At 41.0% G+C, this 20060-nt stretch carries 15 protein-coding genes; 8 read left to right on the top strand and 7 right to left on the bottom strand.

Features of this window, described 5'->3' with window-relative positions; translation table 11 throughout:
* Positions 1 to 152: 152 nt before the first annotated feature.
* The 6 genes from rpsL to ACIR131C_RS0120345 all read left to right on the top strand — a co-directional run bounded on the left by rpsL (position 153) and on the right by ACIR131C_RS0120345 (position 6378).
* Entirely contained in the window at positions 153 to 536 is a 384-nt protein-coding gene (gene rpsL, locus ACIR131C_RS0120370; protein WP_028085100.1) for a 30S ribosomal protein S12, read from the top strand.
* A 365-nt stretch (positions 537 to 901) separates the two neighbouring features.
* Positions 902 to 1372 (top strand): 30S ribosomal protein S7, encoded by a 471-nt coding sequence (gene rpsG, locus ACIR131C_RS0120365; protein ID WP_028085099.1) that lies wholly within the window; start codon positions 902 to 904, stop codon positions 1370 to 1372.
* Positions 1373 to 1686: 314 nt separating this feature from the next.
* Positions 1687 to 3765: an elongation factor G gene (gene fusA, locus ACIR131C_RS0120360; RefSeq protein WP_028091640.1), complete on the top strand. Its 2079-nt coding sequence runs from the start codon at positions 1687 to 1689 to the stop codon at positions 3763 to 3765.
* Between the two features lie 22 nt (positions 3766 to 3787).
* The gene (gene tuf / locus ACIR131C_RS0120355) at positions 3788 to 5017 is read left to right on the top strand and encodes an elongation factor Tu (RefSeq protein WP_028091639.1); all 1230 of its coding nucleotides are present in this window, start codon (positions 3788 to 3790) and stop codon (positions 5015 to 5017) included.
* 187 nt (positions 5018 to 5204) lie between these two features.
* On the top strand, positions 5205 to 5522 hold the full coding sequence (gene rpsJ, locus ACIR131C_RS0120350; RefSeq protein WP_015113498.1) for a 30S ribosomal protein S10: 318 nt from the start codon (positions 5205 to 5207) through the stop codon (positions 5520 to 5522).
* A 205-nt stretch (positions 5523 to 5727) separates the two neighbouring features.
* Complete coding sequence (locus tag ACIR131C_RS0120345; RefSeq protein WP_028085096.1) at positions 5728 to 6378, top strand: LON peptidase substrate-binding domain-containing protein; 651 nt, start codon at positions 5728 to 5730, stop codon at positions 6376 to 6378.
* Positions 6379 to 6633: 255 nt separating this feature from the next.
* Here the strand turns inward: ACIR131C_RS0120345 and rsgA are convergent, their stop codons facing one another.
* From rsgA to rpaB, 7 genes are all read right to left on the bottom strand, one after another.
* Positions 6634 to 7701 carry a small ribosomal subunit biogenesis GTPase RsgA gene (rsgA, locus tag ACIR131C_RS0120340; RefSeq protein WP_028091638.1) on the bottom strand — a complete coding sequence of 356 codons (1068 nt, stop codon included), beginning with the start codon at positions 7699 to 7701 and terminating at the stop codon, positions 6634 to 6636.
* Positions 7698 to 7955 (bottom strand): sulfurtransferase TusA family protein, encoded by a 258-nt coding sequence (locus tag ACIR131C_RS0120335; protein WP_028091637.1) that lies wholly within the window; start codon positions 7953 to 7955, stop codon positions 7698 to 7700. Before ACIR131C_RS0120335 ends, rsgA begins: the two co-directional genes overlap by 4 nt.
* Positions 7952 to 9085 (bottom strand): molecular chaperone DnaJ, encoded by a 1134-nt coding sequence (gene dnaJ / locus ACIR131C_RS0120330; protein WP_028091636.1) that lies wholly within the window; start codon positions 9083 to 9085, stop codon positions 7952 to 7954. Before dnaJ ends, ACIR131C_RS0120335 begins: the two co-directional genes overlap by 4 nt.
* A gap of 466 nt (positions 9086 to 9551) precedes the next feature.
* Entirely contained in the window at positions 9552 to 11375 is a 1824-nt protein-coding gene (dnaK, locus tag ACIR131C_RS23680) for a molecular chaperone DnaK (RefSeq protein ID WP_051347646.1), read from the bottom strand.
* Between the two features lie 270 nt (positions 11376 to 11645).
* Positions 11646 to 12314 carry a nucleotide exchange factor GrpE gene (gene grpE, locus ACIR131C_RS0120320; RefSeq protein WP_035372640.1) on the bottom strand — a complete coding sequence of 223 codons (669 nt, stop codon included), beginning with the start codon at positions 12312 to 12314 and terminating at the stop codon, positions 11646 to 11648.
* A 532-nt stretch (positions 12315 to 12846) separates the two neighbouring features.
* Positions 12847 to 13488, bottom strand: coding sequence for a cofactor assembly of complex C subunit B (locus ACIR131C_RS0120315; protein WP_028091634.1), 642 nt, complete (start codon positions 13486 to 13488; stop codon positions 12847 to 12849).
* Positions 13489 to 14143: 655 nt separating this feature from the next.
* Positions 14144 to 14872 carry a response regulator transcription factor RpaB gene (rpaB, locus tag ACIR131C_RS0120310; RefSeq protein WP_028082416.1) on the bottom strand — a complete coding sequence of 243 codons (729 nt, stop codon included), beginning with the start codon at positions 14870 to 14872 and terminating at the stop codon, positions 14144 to 14146.
* Between the two features lie 275 nt (positions 14873 to 15147).
* Here rpaB and radA point away from each other — a divergent pair, with 275 nt between their 5' ends.
* Positions 15148 to 16671 carry a DNA repair protein RadA gene (radA, locus tag ACIR131C_RS0120305; RefSeq protein ID WP_028091633.1) on the top strand — a complete coding sequence of 508 codons (1524 nt, stop codon included), beginning with the start codon at positions 15148 to 15150 and terminating at the stop codon, positions 16669 to 16671.
* Positions 16672 to 16765: 94 nt separating this feature from the next.
* A partial coding sequence (locus ACIR131C_RS27005) for a choice-of-anchor I family protein (protein WP_231395515.1) occupies positions 16766 to 20060 on the top strand: 3295 nt, incomplete at its 3' end.

Below are 20060 nucleotides of genomic sequence, written 5' to 3'. Positions count from 1 at the left end.
TTCCCTGTTCCCTGTTCCCTGTTCCCTGTTCCCTGTTCCCTGTTCCCTGTTCCCTGTTCCCTTCCAAAATAATTGACATAAAATCAGAAAAAATGATATAATCAGGATTTGTTAAAACTTATATCATAAAGCAGCTTCACGCGCTGTAACTCATGCCAACAATACAGCAGCTAATACGTAGTGAGCGCGAACTAGCGCGTCAGAAAACCAAGTCCCCTGCTCTGAAAGAATGTCCTCAACGTCGAGGCGTTTGCACCAGAGTATACACAACAACACCGAAGAAACCCAACTCAGCACTCCGCAAGGTGGCAAGGGTCAGGCTTACCTCTGGATTTGAAGTCACAGCTTACATCCCAGGTATCGGTCATAACTTACAAGAACATTCCGTAGTTATGATTCGCGGTGGTCGGGTGAAAGACTTGCCCGGAGTTAGATACCATATTATCCGTGGTACATTAGATACAGCCGGAGTTAAAGACAGGAAACAAGGCCGTTCCAAATATGGAACTAAACGCCAGAAAGCAGGGAAAAAATAGGTAAGCGGCGGTTAATCGCGTTAAATACGGTTAATCGTCCTGACCAAAATTACACAAGCAGAAATCAAGCTGTATCTGGCATAAAAAGCAAGTTGCATGAGCTTCTGAGAATAATCCTGTCAATAGTCGCCTTATGGCATTGGGAGACTTTAAACGAACGTCGAGGGAGATGGTATATTTCGATAGCACAACCCAATGAAGCGTTAAGCAATCCTCTCTCATGAAAGGAAGAGGAGGTATGTCAAAACTGATAGAGCCATAAACAAAAAATCAGGAAAATGAAGCGGCTGATAAAACCGCTTTTAGTCCCCTGTGTTCTGATAACATATAATTTCGTTGCCAAATTCCCTATTCAAGGATGAAGTATGTCTCGTCGTGGTGTTAGTCAAAGGCGGCCAGTGCCGCCTGACTCAGTGTACAATAGTCGCCTAATCAGTATGATGATGCGACGGCTAATGCGTCATGGCAAAAAATCAATTGCCGCAAGAATAGTTTATGACGCTTTGAAAACTATTGAAGAACGTACTGGTGGAAGTCCCTTAGAAACTTTTGAAAGAGCAGTGCGGAATGCGACACCATTAGTAGAAGTAAAAGCTCGCCGAGTCGGTGGAGCAACCTACCAAGTACCAATGGAAGTACGTACAGATAGGGGTACTACCCTAGCATTACGTTGGTTAGTACAGTATTCTCGTCAACGTCCAGGGAGAACTATGGCCGGAAGACTGGCGAATGAGTTAATGGACGCGGCGAATGAAACGGGCAGTGCTATTCGTAAGCGGGAAGAAACGCATCGCATGGCAGAAGCAAATAAAGCATTTGCACACTATCGTTACTAAACTAAGTAGAAAAGCGATATATCGTCCTTTACTGTTCGGTAATTCATATACAATGTGAATTATCTGATGGCAGGACGTGGCAAGTCCATAGTCTTTAATCAAACTATTACTGACGCGAAAACCAAGCAATTATAGTGATAGTTTTTTCAGAGCAAAAAAAAGTGATATTGCGTTTGGCTAAAGCGTGAAAGCTTACTGAGGGATAACCGCTCCCATGCTCCCATTGAAGTAAGAAGTAAATATCTAGCCTTGTCTAGGATTTATATAGCAGTAATATACAAGATATCATAGGGCGACAACAATAGGAGGTAATGGTGGCACGCACAAACCCGCTAGAGAGAGTACGCAATATCGGTATTGCGGCGCATATAGATGCGGGAAAAACAACGACGACAGAGAGAATATTATTTTACTCTGGGATCATTCACAAAATTGGTGAAGTTCACGAAGGAACAGCCGTTACAGACTGGATGGAGCAGGAGCGGGAGCGAGGAATTACCATAACTGCCGCTGCAATTAGTACCAGTTGGAAAGATCATCAAATTAACATTATTGATACTCCGGGTCACGTAGACTTCACCATTGAAGTAGAACGTTCCATGCGGGTATTAGATGGTGTAATCGCCGTGTTTTGTTCCGTAGGTGGTGTCCAACCACAGTCAGAAACAGTATGGCGACAAGCAGATCGCTATAAAGTACCTCGCATTGCCTTTGTTAACAAGATGGATCGCACTGGTGCGAACTTCTATAAAGTGCATGAGCAAATGCGCGATCGCTTACGAGCCAATGCGATCGCCATTCAACTACCCATCGGTAGTGAAACCGAATTTAAGGGGATTATAGACTTGGTGCGGATGTGTGCATATATGTACACAAACGATCAAGGAACTGATATCCAAGAAACAGAAATCCCAGCGGAATTGCAAGAAAAAGCATCAGAGTATCGGACAAAATTGGTAGAAGCAGTAGCGGAAACCGAAGATACTTTAATGGGCAAGTATTTCGAGGGCGAAGAACTTACGGAAGCGGAAATCCGTACTGCTCTACGGAAAGGAACAATTGAAGGGACAATTGTACCAGTGCTGTGCGGTTCAGCCTTTAAGAATAAAGGTGTGCAACTCATGTTGGACGCAGTGATAGATTACCTACCAGCACCAACAGAAGTACCGCCAATTCAAGGCACACTGCTCAACGGTGATCCCGTAGAACGTCATGCTGATGATAACGAACCATTATCAGCTTTGGCATTTAAGATTATGGCTGATCCTTATGGTCGCCTGACCTTCGTTCGTGTTTATTCTGGTGTGTTGAAGAAAGGTAGTTATATTCTCAACGCCAGCAAGAATAAAAAAGAGCGGATTTCTCGGCTAGTGCTGATGAAAGCAGACGATAGACAAGACGTGGATGAACTACGGGCGGGTGATTTAGGTGCTGCTTTAGGATTAAAAGATACTTTGACAGGTGATACCCTTTGTGATGAAGGTTCACCAGTAATTTTGGAATCCCTATTTATTCCCGAACCTGTAATCTCGGTAGCGGTTGAACCCAAAACCAAGAACGACATGGACAAGCTTTCCAAAGCACTACAATCCCTGTCAGAAGAAGATCCCACCTTCCGTGTTCGTGTTGATCCCGAAACCAACCAAACCGTAATTGCAGGGATGGGAGAATTACACCTAGAAATTCTCGTAGACCGGATGTTACGCGAATTTAAGGTAGAAGCGAATGTGGGTGCGCCCCAAGTAGCTTACCGGGAAACAATTCGGAAAACAGTTACCAACGTAGAAGGTAAGTTCATCCGTCAAAGTGGTGGTAAAGGTCAATACGGTCACGTTGTCATCAACTTAGAACCAGGAGAACCAGGGACAGGCTTTGAATTTGTCTCGAAAATTGTCGGCGGTGTAGTACCTAAAGAGTATATTGGACCTGCCGAGCAGGGTATGAAAGAAAGCTGTGAATCTGGTATTTTAGCTGGATATCCTCTAATTGACGTAAAAGCTACCCTAGTTCATGGTTCTTACCACGATGTAGACTCTTCAGAAATGGCTTTTAAAATCGCAGGCTCAATGGCACTCAAAGAAGCAGTATTAAAAGCTTCACCAGTGATATTAGAACCGATGATGAAAGTTGAAGTTGAAGTACCAGAAGACTTTATGGGAACTGTGATGGGCGATTTAATCTCCCGTCGAGGACAGATTGAAAGCCAACGCACTGAACAAGGACTGGCAAAGGTCGCATCAAAAGTGCCACTGGCAACCATGTTTGGTTACGCTACTGATATCCGGTCAAAAACCCAAGGTCGGGGTATCTTTACGATGGAGTTTAGTCACTACGAAGAAGTACCTCGGAGTGTGGCTGAAACTATCATTGCCAAAAGTAAAGGGAACGCTTAATTAAAAAAGGAAACGATTATTCATGGCACGCGCAAAGTTTGAAAGAAATAAACCTCACGTTAATATCGGTACTGTTGGCCACGTTGACCACGGCAAAACTACTTTAACAGCAGCTATTACAATGACATTGGCGGCTATGGGTCAAGCTGTAGCTAAGGGTTACGACCAAATTGATAATGCACCGGAAGAAAAAGCTCGGGGTATTACAATTAATACGGCTCACGTAGAGTATGAAACTGAAAGTCGTCACTATGCTCACGTAGACTGTCCAGGACACGCTGACTATGTGAAAAACATGATCACAGGTGCAGCACAAATGGATGGAGGCATCCTGGTAGTGGCAGCTACGGATGGTCCTATGCCTCAAACCCGTGAACACATTCTGTTGGCAAAACAAGTCGGTGTTCCTAGCTTGGTTGTCTTCTTAAACAAAGAAGATATGATGAATGACCCGGAATTACTGGAATTGGTAGAAATGGAATTGCGGGAACTGCTCACCGACTATGATTTCGATGGTGACAATATTCCCATTATCAAAGGATCAGGTCTACAAGCTCTCCAAGCAATGACCGCGAATCCCAAAACTCAACGAGGTGAAAATCCTTGGGTAGACAAAATCTACGAATTAATGGACGCTGTAGATTCTTACATTCCCACTCCTGAGCGGGCTATAGACAAACCATTCTTGATGGCTGTGGAAGATGTGTTCACCATCACAGGTCGTGGGACTGTGGCTACTGGACGGATCGAACGCGGTAAAGTTAAAGTTGGCGATACTGTTGAGCTAATTGGCATCAAAGATACCCGCAGTACTGCCGTGACTGGGATCGAAATGTTTAAGAAGAGTCTTGAAGAAGGTCTGGCTGGCGACAACGCCGGTGTACTACTGCGCGGGATAAAAAAAGAAGAGATTGAGCGCGGTATGGTAATTGCTAAACCGGGTTCAATTACACCTCATACTCAGTTTGAAGGGGAAGTTTACGTTTTAACTGAGAAAGAAGGTGGTCGGAAAACACCATTTTTCGCAGGTTATCGCCCTCAGTTCTATGTGCGGACAACTGATGTAACTGGAACAATCAAAGCCTTTACCGATAGGGAAGGTGGAAATGTGGAAATGGTTATGCCCGGCGATAATATCAAAGTTACAGTAGAACTGATCAACGCGATCGCTATTGAACAAGGTATGCGCTTCGCTATTCGTGAAGGTGGCCGGACGATTGGTGCTGGTGTTGTCGCTAAAATCTTGAAATAACACTCACCTTTTTGCTCTCATGACAAAGGAGCGGAGATAAACAATAAAATCTCTGCTCCTTTCTATTCCCAAAAACTATTTTGGATTTTAAATTTTAAATTCGAGATGACATCTAAAAATCTAAAAATCTAAAATCTAAAATCTAAAATCTAAAGTCTAAAATTTACCGAACCTGGAAAACTTTGATATGGCCACTCTACAGCAGCAAAAGATTAGAATTCGTTTGAAGGCATTTGACCGTCGTTTATTAGATACATCTTGCGAGAAGATTGTAGACACAGCTAACCGTACCAACGCGACAGCTATAGGACCTATTCCTTTACCAACAAAACGAAAGATATATTGCGTACTCAGATCACCTCACGTAGATAAAGATTCCCGCGAACACTTTGAAACCCGTACCCATAGACGGATTATTGACATTTATCAGCCTTCTTCTAAAACTATTGATGCACTCATGAAGCTAGATTTGCCTTCTGGTGTGGATATTGAAGTCAAATTGTAAATTTGTCATTGGTCAGTGATCAGTTGTCAGTGGTTAAGAAAAAAAACAACGCACAACTGACCACTGACATTTAGTAAGCTCTGAGAAAATTTATCTCAGGGTTTTTTGATTCATAAAGCATAATGATAAAATATAAACCAAGTCGGGAAAAATTAGAAAAGAATATAATATTTTAAGCAGACAATTTATACTCAACCAACTAACAATGACATCCTCTTCTAAAATTGCAGTTCGTGAACTACCCCTGTTTCCATTACCTGAAGTAGTTCTATTTCCTACCAGACCATTACCCTTGCATATCTTTGAATTTCGCTACCGAATCATGATGAATACGATTTTGGAGAGCGATCGCCGATTTGGGGTATTGATGATTGACCCAGTTAATGGGACAATTGCTAACGTTGGTTGTTGTGCGGAAATTCTTCATTGTCAACGGCTACCTGATGACAGAATGAAACTATTAGCTTTAGGACAGCAAAGGTTTCGTGTTTTAGAATATGTCCGCGAAAAACCTTATCGTGTTGGTTTGGTAGAATGGATTGAAGATCAACCACCAGCTAAGGATTTACGTCCTTTAGCATCTGAGGTAGAACAACTTTTACGGGATGTAGTTCGTCTTTCATCCAAATTAACGGAACAAAATATTGAATTACCCAATGATTTACCAGATTTACCCACAGAATTATCTTATTGGATAGGTAGTAATCTCTATGGTGTAGCCCCAGAACAACAAGCATTACTAGAAATACAGGATACAGTGGCTCGTTTAGAACGAGAAGCGGAAATTCTCACTTCTACTCGTAATCATTTAGCGGCGCGTTCTGTCCTTAAAGATACATTTAGCAATATGGGATAAACTGACCAAATTTTAGAAGTTCGGGATTTGCACAAAGCATCCAGTTTCTATGTTCCAAAGTTTGATGGTATTATCCTCACTAAAGATAAGCAAGATTTTATCTATTTAGAAAAAGCCTTGATTTGTAGGTTGGGTTGTGGAACGTGAACGTTCGCGGAGCAATTAGTATGAAACCCAACATAAGTGCTGGGTTGCGCTGTCACTTAACCCAACAAAGCAGGAAATGGACTTTAGCCATGAGAGTGTCAATTGGCATCAATCCTCACTTTCTCGATATAAGTTCTGTAGGTCTTGTAATTGGGTTTTACGAGAAATTCGGCGATATTTTTTACTTTCTAGTTTTGGTTCGTACTGACTTTGACCTTTACCTTTAGATATTAATTTTAAACTTGATTCGGGGTCAGATTGTTGATTAATCTGGTTTTGATGAGCGATAGCATCATCTAAAAATTCTAAATAATGCTGATATCTTTCCCATTCTCCACTAACAGCACAATCAGGCTCATCTTTATGTATACAATTGCTAAAGCGGCAATGGGCAACAGCCAGACGTTTTCTGGCTTCTGGGAAATAGTGAATTAGTTCTTCAGGGCTACAATCTAAATCAGGTTGATTAAAACCGGGAGTATCTGCTAATAAACCACCCTCCGGCATTTCAAATAATTCTACATGACGAGTGGTATGACGACCACGAGCTAATTTACCGGAAACTTCCCCTACCCGCAGGTTAGCGTCGGGAATCAAACTATTAATCAAGCTGGACTTTCCCACCCCCGAAGGACCTGCAATCACAGTAATTTTATCCTGCAAATATGTGGCTATTTGATTGATATTAATGTGATTCTGAACGCTAATAAATAAAGGTTGATAGCCCCAAGCCAGGAGACGATCATTAATTTGTTGTTTTTCCAGGGAGGAAATTAAATCACACTTATTTAAACATAAAAGTACATCAACTCCCGTAGATTCAGCCTTGATTAAAAATCTACTTAATTGTACAGGTTCTAAAGGAGGATCAGCAACAGCAAATACCAGCAGAATTTGATTGACATTAGCGATCGCTGGGCGATTTAATTGACTATGACGGGGTAAAACCTCAGCCACAGCCCCTCGTCCCCCAACCCAATCTGGTTCTTCAACCATAACACGATCTCCCACCATTACCTGTTGACCAATTTTTTTCAGGCGTGTTCTCCGCGTACAGAGAAGAATCAAAGGATCAGATCCTATTACTGACTCATCCATTTGTACGCGGTAAAAATTCGCCTGTACAGCCAACACCGTACCGAATAACTTTCCAGTAGTAACAATTTCCCTTGTCATTCCGTAACAACCGGACGACGAATAACCAGAGAAAAATAGCCTGAACAGTCGGTAATTTGTTCTACAAAATAACCAGCCATAGTCAGACTATCAGGAACTTGTTCTATAGGTTCACCAGCATCCAACCAGACCTCCAGTAAACCACCAGGGGGCATTTTTTCCAAATACAGTTTTGTGCGTACAAAATTAATGGGACAAGGAGTACCACGTAAATCGAGTTGAGCGTCAGGGGTTAATATAGAAGACCCACTCATGACTTAAACAAGCCTCCCAAGAATCCTTCTAAACCACCTTTACCTGTTCTATCCCCCTTAATTTTAGCCAGTTTTTCCAGGAGTTCCCGTTCATCTGGGAGGATCTTCGTGGGGATATCAATTAACACCGTCAACATTTGATCACCACGACTCACAGGATTACCCAAACGGGGGACACCACGATTTTCTAATTTCATCACCGTATTTGGTTGAGTTCCTGGGGGAATTACCAACTCCACTGGACCATCTACCGTACTTACCTCTAAACGACAACCTAAAATTGCTTGTAGGTAGCTAATTTTAATTTCCGAGATAATATTAATTCCATCCCGATGAAATTCTTGATCTTCATTGACAAATAAGTAGACATATAAATCACCAGGTGGTCCACCCCGTTGACCCGCATCTCCCTCTTGGGAAATCCTTAAACGCGTGCCATTATCTACCCCAGCAGGAACATTGATTTTTAGTTTCTTTGTCACCTGATTCGCGCCTTTACCACCACAAGCATCACATTTATCCTCAACTACCGTTCCTGTACCATCACAGGTGGGACAAGTTGATACTTGGGTAAAGCTACCAAATGGAGTTCTTGTGACTCGTCTAACTTGACCTGAACCACTACAAGTTCCACAAGTGCGGGGACGAGTTCCTGGTTTAGCGCCCGAACCATTACAAACTTCACAGGTTTCTAAGTGGGAAATGCGGATTTCTTTTTCCCCGCCAAATATCGCTTCCCGAAAATCTAATTTCAGGTCTAGGCGCAGATCATCACCTCTCACCGGTCCGCTACGCCGTCTTTGTTGAGTTTGTCCACCTGGAGCGCCACCAAAGCCGCTGAAAATGCTTTCAAAAATATCAGCAAAGTTACTCATGTCATCTTGGAAACCAGCGCCAGATGCGGCTGCTCCAGAAACGCCAGCCTCACCAAAGCGGTCATAACGAGCGCGAACTTCTGGTTCTGACAGCACTTCATAGGCGCGGTTGATTTCCTTAAATCGTTCCTCCGCCCCAGATTCTTTGTTAACGTCTGGGTGATATTTTCGGGCTAGGCGGCGATAAGCCTGTTTAATCTGTTCTTTGTCGGCGTCACGAGAGACACCCAGGGTTTCATAATAGTCGCGGGCCATATAGCAGGGTTAAAAGTTATAAAGTACCGATAGGGTGGCTTAAGCCGTGGATAGTAGCTAGTAGGTTTAAGGTAACACTTTAATTTTTGTTAATAATTAATTTTATTGGTATTTCTTTGCTAAAGTTTGCTCATAAGTAGACAAATCTAGATTTTCAGACTAATACGTACAAATGTACCCAAAGCTCATGATCTGATTTTGGTCTTTGACCCATTTTGTCTATAAGACAATGTTAGTCAAATTTCTATTTTTGATCGAATCATAGCATTCATTAATTATTAATTGTTAATTATTGCTGCTAATTTTGATTAACCTTTTATTATTGTGCTATTCCGGTGTAGAAAAACCCACCTATGGATGATGGGGACTAGCCGTACCATTAAATGTGGAAAACCCAACCTATACTTTTCCTAGTATTTGTGCTATGGGCGTTACTAATGCAGTGGAGTCAATGACTCTTGAATGACTATTCCCCTTGATTAGTACGTTGGTAAATATCTGCACCAATAGCAAAGAGAATTTGCTGGAAATCCTCTAAAAGTGTTTTCAACTGGGTTAGGGATATATTAGGATCGCTGATTGCTGTCTTTAGTTGGTTAACTTTATCATTGGTTAGGTTTATTACTTGCTCATTGAGTAAATTGTGGTTTTCTTCTAATGTTGTGGCATAACTAAATAACAGTTTATCAGCTTGATTTTTGAGTTCCACTAATTCTTTATGTTTTTGATCCTCTTGAGCAAATAACTCCGCTTGTTTCCGCATTCTCTCAACCTCGATGCTACTCAATCCGCCTGTATCAGCAATGCGAATACTTTGCTTTTTCCCCGTACCTTTATCTTGTGCTGCAACATTGAGGATGCCATTTACATCAATCTCAAAAGCTACTTCAATTTGTGGTATACCACGAGGAGCAGGAAGAATGCCACTGAGGAAAAACTTGCCCAAAGTTTTATTATCTTTTACCATTGCCCGTTCTCCTTGCAGCACATGAATTTCTACAGAGTTTTGTCCATCAACAACTGTGGAAAATACTTGAGATTTGCTTGTGGGGATGGTAGTATTACTTTCAATAATTTTTGTGAATACTCCTCCTAATGTTTCAATTCCTAAAGATAGCGGTGTGACATCTAAAAGCAGTAGATTAGTTATTTCTCCTGCCAAAACTCCTGCTTGGATAGCTGCACCTAGTGCTACTGCCTCGTCTGGGTTAATGGAACGGTCTAGGGCTTTACCATTGAAGAACTTAATTAATGCCCTTTGCACTGCGGGAATACGAGTAGAACCACCTACTAAAATAACTCTATCTATACTTTCTGGGCTGAGTTCGGCACTTTTGAGGGCTTGGAGAATTGGTTCTATAGTCCCCTCAACTAAGTGCTTGGTCAGTTCTTCAAATTGAGCGCGACTGAGCACCATTTCCAGATGCTTGGGTCCTGTGGCATCAGCAGCGATAAATGGTAGGTTGATAGAGGTGCTAATCATGTTGGATAGATCAATCTTAGCTTTTTCAGCTGCCTCCCGCACTCTTTGCATTGCTATTTTATCTTGGGTAATATCTATTTTCTCTTCTGCCTGGAATTGTTCCACCAGCCAGCGGACTATGACATTATCAAAGTCATCTCCCCCTAAGTGATTATTGCCAGATGTAGCTTTGACTTCAAATACTCCACCTCCAAGTTGGAGTATGGATACGTCAAATGTCCCCCCCCCTAGATCAAATACTAAAATTAACTGCTCTTGATCTTGTTTGTCTAAACCAAAAGCTAGGGCAGCTGCGGTGGGTTCGTTGATAATTCTTAATACCTCTAAGCCAGCAATAGTACCAGCATCTTTTGTTGCTTGTCTTTGGGCATCTGTAAAATATGCTGGTACGGTAATTACTGCTTTTTCTACCTTGTCATTGAGGAAGCTTTCTGCATCTTCCTTGATCTTTTGCAAGATTATCGCTGATATTTCTTGGGGTGTGTAACTATGTTGGCGAATTTGTACATCTACGGTATCATCCCTACCTTTGACGCAATTATAAGCAACACAACCACGCTCTAATTCTGTTTCTTCCCAACGGCGGCCAATGAATCTTTTAATACTGTAGACTGTATTTTCTGCATTAGTTACTAACTGACGCTTGGCTATGCATCCGATTAAACGCTCTCCATCTCTAGTAAAACCTACTACACTAGCGGTAGTGCGTTTACCTTCCTTGTTAGCAATTACTATTGGCTGTCCAGCTTCTAATACAGCTATACAACTATTAGTAGTGCCTAAATCTATACCAATTACTTTTGTCATTGCTGCTTGTTCACTTTTTGAACTGGAGAGGCTGTTTTCTCAGTCTATTCTGATGTATCAAATATTTTCATCTATCCCCAAATACTCTATGATTTGAGCAATTCTTTAGTATCTGATATCATCATCTAAAACTTTTCCAACAACCTCTTGTTTTTCCAACAATCTGTTATGTAGTTACCAAAAACCCTTAACAGGTCGGTTTGGTTGATATCTAAACCCTATTAGTGCCATGGAAAATGATCCGTAATTGTTCCATAATTGTTATTTTTGTTAGACGGAATCTTCTGGGGAAGAAGATACATCTTCTTTGGGAGCAGCTACTTTCACCATTGCATGACGTAGCACTCGGTCACCAAAATAATACCCGCGAACTAACTCTTCTAACACTGTTCCTTCTGGATGTTCATCCGTGGCCTCTCGCATCACCGCTTCATGCAAATTCGGGTCAAATTGTTGACCTTCAGGACGCATGGGCGCTACACCTAAACGTTTTAGACACTCTACCAGTTGTTTATAAACCCCTTGATAACTTTTATGAATTGTCATTTCTCCTTCGCTTTGGGGTTTGAGGTGCGATCTGGCTCTCTCAAAATTATCCACTACAGGCAGTAATTCTGTAATTGTATTTCGTTTCACTTGTAAATCTATTTCTTCTTTTTCTTTACTAGTACGCTTACGATAATTCTCAAAATCTGCTGCAATTCGCATATATTGAGTGCTGCGTTCTTCTAGTTGTACTTTGAGAGATTCAACTTGCCCAGTTAACGCTGACAAAGCAGCGATATTGATTTCGACTGTTTGTGACCTATCTTGGTCAATTTCTTCAGCAACGGGAATATCTTGCATTTGATTGAATTGTTGGAATTGCTCCACTGCTGGCTCACTCACCTCGTGGCCAAATTCGTTAGGGTTAATTTCGGACGGGAATTCACTTTTCATACAAATACTTAGTAAATTAGAAACTGCTATGTAAATCCTAGACAAAGCTAGAAATTTGTTTTCTTAGTGCAATAAGAGCTTGGGAGCGGTTATACTTCAGTAAATTTACGTAACAAAGTTTGACGTAATATCACTTTGTTGTTAGCGTCTAAAAAAACTATCACCATAATTGCTTTGTTTTAGCCTAAGTAATAGTTTGATTAAACACTTGAGATAATTCATATTGTATATGAATTACTGACTTTTCACCACAAAAAATAGGACTTTTTCTATATAGGACTGGCTGAAAAAGTCTATTGCTAGGGTTTAGGAGTTAGCAAAAGCAAAGAAGAAAGCAAAAAGGAATCAACAAAGCAGAAAGCAGAATCATCTAGAACTGGAAAAACCACTTGATTTTTGATTATCCTGCGCAATTGACCCTTTTTATGGCTTCATACTACTTTTTACTTTGATTTCCTTGACTATTTTACCAAACTATTACACAAAGTTCTGTAAAACATACATCCCCCTAATTTATGAAAGGGGTATATAATCATTCACTACCAAGAGTAACAGCTAATTTATCGGCAATCCCCGCAATCCAGTTTTCATCTTGTTTTGTGTAACTGCGGGGAGCATTTGCAGCTAAAATTAAAACTCCTTCTTTACCAATTGGTTGACAAATTACACCTTGTGTGTTCTCTGGTAAATAATCAAATTCAATTTTACCAGGATAAACAGACAAAGCAACTAGATAAATCGGCTTTTGCGTTTCTAATACTCTTTTTAAGATTGTTCCTGGTACTACTTCCGATTTAGGAGCTAATATACCGCGACGCAATAAAACCTTACCTTGATAATACACTATTAGCGATCGCGTCACTGTATTTGTTAATAATAGCCGCGATGCCCAGGCTAATTCTGTTTTTGCGGTTTCTGATAAATCTCCTGCTAAAAAGAATCCCTCTTCCCCAATTAATTCTACTGTCTCTGGTGTCCTGGGTTGTACCTGTTGCCAAATTAAACCAGTTAAAATTAATATCGCACTTAAAATCACTCCCAGTACATCTCCTCGTGCTTGGGAATCTGTTAGTTGTGCAGTTAATAACCGATTTATTAACAACAAAACAGTACCTAAACCCCCAACTACTAAGGGTAAACGCCGCAAAACTCGATTAGGATCAGATTTAGTCATTGATTAACAGATACTTTAACGTTAATACAGATAGTATTTTACATAATCCTGTTTAAAAACTTTCTGTTTGTGTACTTTGAGATTAGTTTTTCGATTATCACCGGGTGGTTCTTCGTTAACAATAAGTTATAATTAAAACTTATAAAAAAATGATAATAGTTTTAATATTCATAACTGATCATAATTTATGTTTAGATTTTCTTAACAATTAATTGAGAATTATTTTTATTTAGTCACGAGCTTGCAATACTTTCGGCGATTTGCTACAATTTTTGAGAATTTCATAATTGGGGTTATATTGTCAATTTTATCTCTGTCTGTCTAGACGATTTCCAAAACCCTTTATTCATAGTTGTTTCAGAAATCAATACCGAAAAAAATACAAAACTTTACTTTCTTAGCAGCAATCTCTGAAAGAAGTTTAGTCCAAAATTTTTCCAGAAATTATGTAAGCTGACTGGGAGAACAAACATACTATTGACAAATGAGTTAATCGCTGGTATGCAGGGGTAATAGTTAAGTACCTAAAACTATAAAACTCTACCGAAAAATAATACACAAAGATAGACTATAGATAATAGTGAAAAAACAGAAGAGTATCCAGTGTGGAGTACGGAGTATGAGAAAAAATCATCTCCCCAGCCTCCCACTGTTGCTACTCTTCCCCAGGTTCCAATATACGTTGGAAAAGATAACCAGTTCCCCTAGCAGTGATAATTAATTCCGGGTTACTAGGATCATCTTCTAACTTTGCTCGTAAACGGGAAATATGTACATCCACAACACGAGTATCTACATGACGTTCGGGAGTATATCCCCACACCTCTTGTAGAATTTCCGAACGGGAAAAAGGTTCACCGGAACGACCGACCAACAATTCTAATAAGCTAAATTCCATACCGGTTAAGCGGATACGCTCATCACCCTTATAAACTTGGCGCTTATTAGTATCAATTCTGATATTACTGACATGGATAACACCAGAACTAGGAATACCATTAACACCTATTTTATCTACCCGGCGTAAAACTGAACGAATTCGCGCCTCTAATTCCTTGGGTGAGAATGGCTTGACCACATAATCATCAGCACCTAATTCTAATCCAGTAATGCGGTCTGCCACATCTCCCAAAGCCGTGAGCATAATAATGGGGACATCTGATTCCTTGCGTAATTCTTGACAAACACCATAACCATCTAGTTTTGGCATCATTACATCTAAAACCACCAGGTCCGGTTCAGCCTTGCGAAACATTTCTAAAGCTTCCTCACCATCCCCTGCTGTCACCACATCATAGCCAATCATGGAAAGGCGTGTTTCCAAAATCCGACGAATACTGGCTTCGTCGTCTACCACCAGGATTTTTTCTTTATGACTTTCCAAGTTTTGTCATGCTCCTTAACTAAAATTTTTCATGATTAATTTTTAATATCATAATATTAGGATATCATTCTCTCAATTGATTGGGAAAAAGCTGTATACCATTTCCTACTGCACCAAGGTACAGATTTATCTATGTTTATCTGCGTTTATCTGCGGTGAACTTCCCTATTCTTGTACCTGACTGAGGACAGAAATGCTTTCACTATTCCTATTAGTAAATTTCCCATTTTTCCCATAATTAAGAAATAATTAAGATTTTTAGATAAAATTTCAGTATGGCTAAGACAAAAACCATTTATATCTGTAGTAATTGTGCCGCAGAATTTTCCCAATGGTTCGGAAAATGTTCAAATTGCGACACTTATGATTCTCTGGTGGAACAGAACATTAGTTCTTTGATTGGAGATATACCTAGTCGGGGTGGTGTGGGAAATTGGCACAATACTCCGGGTAATGCTAGGTCTAACACTAAACCAGCTAAAGCTAGATCTGCCTTGACTTTTGATCAAATTAGTGATAGACAAATTGCTCGTTGGGAATCGGGTTATGGTGAATTAGATCGAGTTTTAGGCGGTGGTATAGTTCCTGGGTCAATGGTGTTAATTGGTGGTGATCCTGGTATTGGTAAATCTACTTTATTGTTACAAGTATCTAATCAATTAGCCCTGAAATACCGCATTCTTTACGTCACTGGGGAAGAATCAGGACAACAGGTAAAATTGCGTGCTTCTCGGTTGGGAATGTCCAAAGCTCCTACTGTAGTTACAGAAGATGATAGCGAAATAGTTACAAAGGTCGAAAAACCCATAGATCCTGATAGTATCGGCGCAGATTTATATGTATTGCCAGAAACGGATTTAGAGGAAATTTTGCGAGAAATAGATTCCCTCAAACCGAATGTAGCTGTAATAGATAGTATCCAAACAGTATTTTTACCAGCTTTGACATCAGCACCAGGTTCCGTTACTCAAGTCAGGGAATGTACCGCAGCTTTGATGAAAGTGGCAAAACATGAGGATATTACTATGTTAATTGTCGGTCATGTGACTAAGGAGGGGACAATTGCCGGTCCAAGAGTATTAGAACATTTAGTTGATACGGTATTATACTTTGAAGGCGATCGCTTTGCCTCCCACAGATTATTAAGAACTGTAAAAAATCGTTTCGGAGCAACCCACGAAATTGGTATATTTGAAATGGTGTCTCAAGGATTAAAGGAAGTTGAGAACCCTTCCGAGCTATTTTTGGGCAACCGTGATGATCCTGCTCCCGGTACGGCCATTGTCGTGGCTTGTGAAGGAACAAGACCAATAGTAGTAGAATTACAGGCCTTAGTTAGTCCTACCAGTTACCCATCTCCGCGCAGAGCGGGTACAGGCATAGATTATAATCGCTTAGTACAGATACTCGCCGTGTTGGAAAAACGGGTGGGAGTACCCATGTCCAAATTAGATTCCTACGTTGCCTCTGCGGGGGGATTAAACGTAGAAGAACCAGCAGTAGATTTAGGAATTGCCGTAGCGATCGTTGCCAGTTTTCGTGATAGAATAGTTGACCCTGGTACAGTCTTAATTGGAGAGGTAGGATTAGGGGGACAAGTGCGAACAGTGTCTCAAATGGAACTACGGTTAAAAGAAGCTGCAAAATTGGGATTTAAAAGAGCTATAGTTCCCAAAGGCACAAAATTTCCCGATCTTGGCATAGAGATATTACCAGTATCTAAGGTCATAGACGCAATTATTGCTGCTGTTCCCCATCAAGAACTGACAGTAGAAGACTTAGAACCGGAGGATGAATAGAAACCTGTTTTTATCTAAGTTTAACCATTTTTTAACCTGAACTGATTTAAACTGTGAATAAATTAAATTACTTTTACTTTAAAATTTACTTCAAATGGTTAATATTAGTAACTTAAGTCCTTCTCCTGTTGTTAATCTATCCGTGAGTAGCACTACTGGCACAGAAACAGGAACAACAATGATTACCGTTACCGCTACAGCCTCCAGTGCTGTTTCCGGTAATCAAACAGTAAATTTAGGAGTATCAGGAACTGGAATTACAGCCAGTGATTATTACCTCAGTAAAAACACAATTACTATTGCCCATGGGCAAACTTCCGGTTCTGTCTCCTTTATTGTAGCTGATGATGCCATAGTTGAAGGAACAGAAACCGCAACTTTAACAATTAGTACACCATCTGCGGGCATTTCTTTAGGGGCGACAACTTCCCAAAATATTACTATTACCAACAACGACTCCAGTTTTTTAACCAAAGTCGGTGGTATTACCAGTGCTAGTGGGGCAGAAATATCGGCTTTTGACCCAGTTAGCAAACGGCTATTCGTCGTTGCTGGTAATACCGTTGACATTTACACCGTCAGCAGTACAGGTTCTCTAACGGTGACTGGTACTTTAACCCCCACAATCACACCTATTGCGGGTACAGCATTAATTCCCAACAGTGTGACAGTGAAAAATGGTGTGGTTGCTGTGGCTTATGCTGTGCAGGATACTACAACTTCAGCCCAACTAACTGGTAAAGTCGCCTTCTTTAATGCCAGCAATGGTAGCTTTATCAATGCGGTAGATGTGGGTGCATTGCCAGATATGCTGACCTTTACCCCTGATGGCACAAAGGTATTAGTGGCCAATGAGGGAGAACCCAACAGCTACGGTCAAACTAATTCAGTTGATCCAGAAGGTTCTGTTAGCATTATTAATATTGCTGGTGGTGTTGCCAGTGCTACAGTACAAACTGCTACTTTCACCAGTTTTAATAGTCAGATTGCATCCTTAAAAGCATCTGGTGTGAGAATTATCGGACCTGGTGCTACAGTTGCCCAGGATTTAGAACCAGAATTTATTGCTGTAGCACCCGATGGGTTGACGGCGCGGATTACATTGCAAGAAAATAATGCGATCGCTATTCTGGATATTGCTACCGCTACAATTACCCAAATTATCCCCCTGGGTGCGAAGGATTACAGTTTACCTGGGAACGGCATAGATCCTAGTGATCAAGATGGTGGGATTAATATTCAAAATTGGCCTGTATTTGGATTATATCAACCAGATGCGATCGCTAGTTTCAACGTTAACGGCCAAACCTACTACATTACTGCTAACGAAGGTGATTCCCGCAACTACCCAGGATTTAACGAAGAAATTCGAGTTAGTAGTTCCAGCTATGGCTTAGATACAACAGTTTTCCCCAATGCAGCAACCCTCAAACAAAACACTAATTTGGGACGTTTGCAAGTAACCAATGCCACAGGTAATACAGATGCAGATGCAGAATTTGAACGTATTGAATCGTTTGGGGCGCGTTCCTTCTCTATTTGGAATAGTAACGGCACTCAAGTATTTGATAGTGGTGATCAACTAGAACAAATCACCGCAGCAAAAACCCCAACCTTATTTAACTCTGACGGTACAATCACCAGCTTTGACCAACGTAGCGACAACAAAGGACCAGAACCGGAAGGTGTGGTAGTAGGAGTGATTAACGGTCGTACCTATGCCTTTATTGGTTTAGAACGCACAGGGGATATTGTTGTCTATGATGTCAGCAATCCTAACCAGCCAATATTTGTTCAGTATATTAATACACCTGAAGATGTTGCCGTGGAAGGACTAACATTTATATCGGCCGCAGACAGTCCCACCGGTAAACCTCTGTTAGTCACTGCTAACGAAGTTAGTAAAACCGTTGCAGTATTTGAAGTCAATGTACCAGTATTTAACTTTAGTACCGCCAACTACAGCGTTACAGAAGGCAACACCACTGGTTTTAATACCTATGCCACCGTCAAAATCACTCGGACTGGGAGTATCAGTGGTACAGACACCGTACAATTACAATTGAGTGATGGTACAGCAGAAGGTGGTGTAGACTACATCAATACACCAATTACTGTTACCTTCGCTCCCGATGAAACTTACAAGGATGTACAAATTCCCATTGCTGGGGATACAAATGTAGAACCGAACGAAACTGTCAACCTCACCCTAGTAAATCCCAGCGCTGGCAGTTTAGTGGGAACAACCCAGCCTAATGCGGTGCTGACGATTCAAAGTTATGATCCTCCTACCAACATCACTTTAAGTGCTACCAGCACAAATGAAAATGTAACCCCCAATAGTGTAATAGGTACTTTTAGCACTACTGACCCTACTATCGGTGATACTTTTACCTATAGCTTTGTTGCTGGCACAAATGACAACGCAGCTTTCACAATTAGCGGAAATCAATTACTGATTAATGCCTCCCCAGATTTTGAAACCAAATCCAGTTACAACATCTTGGTGAGAACCAGCGACAATGGTGGTCTAACCTTCGAGAAGGCTTTCACCATCAACGTTAATGACCTCAACGAAATCGTTGGTACTGCTAGTAATAATAATCTTGTGGGGACAGCAGGTAACGATTATATTGACGGTAAAGCTGGTAACGATACCCTTAACGGTGGTGCAGGAGTAGATATCCTGATTGGTGGTACAGGAAAGGACACATACATAGTTGATACAAGCACTGACACAATCATTGAAAACCTCAATGAGGGTACGGATAATGTGATATCATCTGTTACTTACACTCTAGGCGACAACCTGGAAAATCTCACCTTGAATGGAACTACAGCCATTAACGGGACTGGAAATAGCCTGAATAACACCATCACAGGTAACACGGCTAATAACATCCTTGATGGTGGTTTAGGTACTGACACCCTGATTGGTGGTGTCGGTAACGATACTTATATTATGGATTCGACCACTGACACTATTACAGACAGTGTAGGTATAGATACAATTCAATCCAGTGTTAACCTGAGTTTAGCTGGTTATACCACTATCGAAAACCTGAACCTGACTGGGATAGCCTTGAATGGTACTGGAAACAGCCTGAATAACACCATTACAGGTAATAGCAGTGATAACACCCTTAATGGTGGTGCTGGTAACGACACTCTGGTTGGTGGTTTAGGTGATGATACCCTGATTGGTAGTGCTGGTAATGATAGTTTGGTTGGTGGTACAGGAAATGATACCTATAATTTTGTTATTACCACAACTAGCCTCGGTACTGACACCATCACAGAAGTAGTGGGTGGTGGTCAAGATACTATTGACTTCACGGGTACAACCGCAGCAATCCGCCTAAATCTAAGTATTACTACTACTCAAACCT

Origin of the sequence: Dolichospermum circinale AWQC131C (assembly GCF_000426905.1) — a bacterium.
GTDB lineage: Bacteria > Cyanobacteriota > Cyanobacteriia > Cyanobacteriales > Nostocaceae > Dolichospermum > Dolichospermum circinale.
Note: the sequence above shows the minus strand (reverse complement) of the source record. Positions and strands in the feature narration are given on the sequence as shown.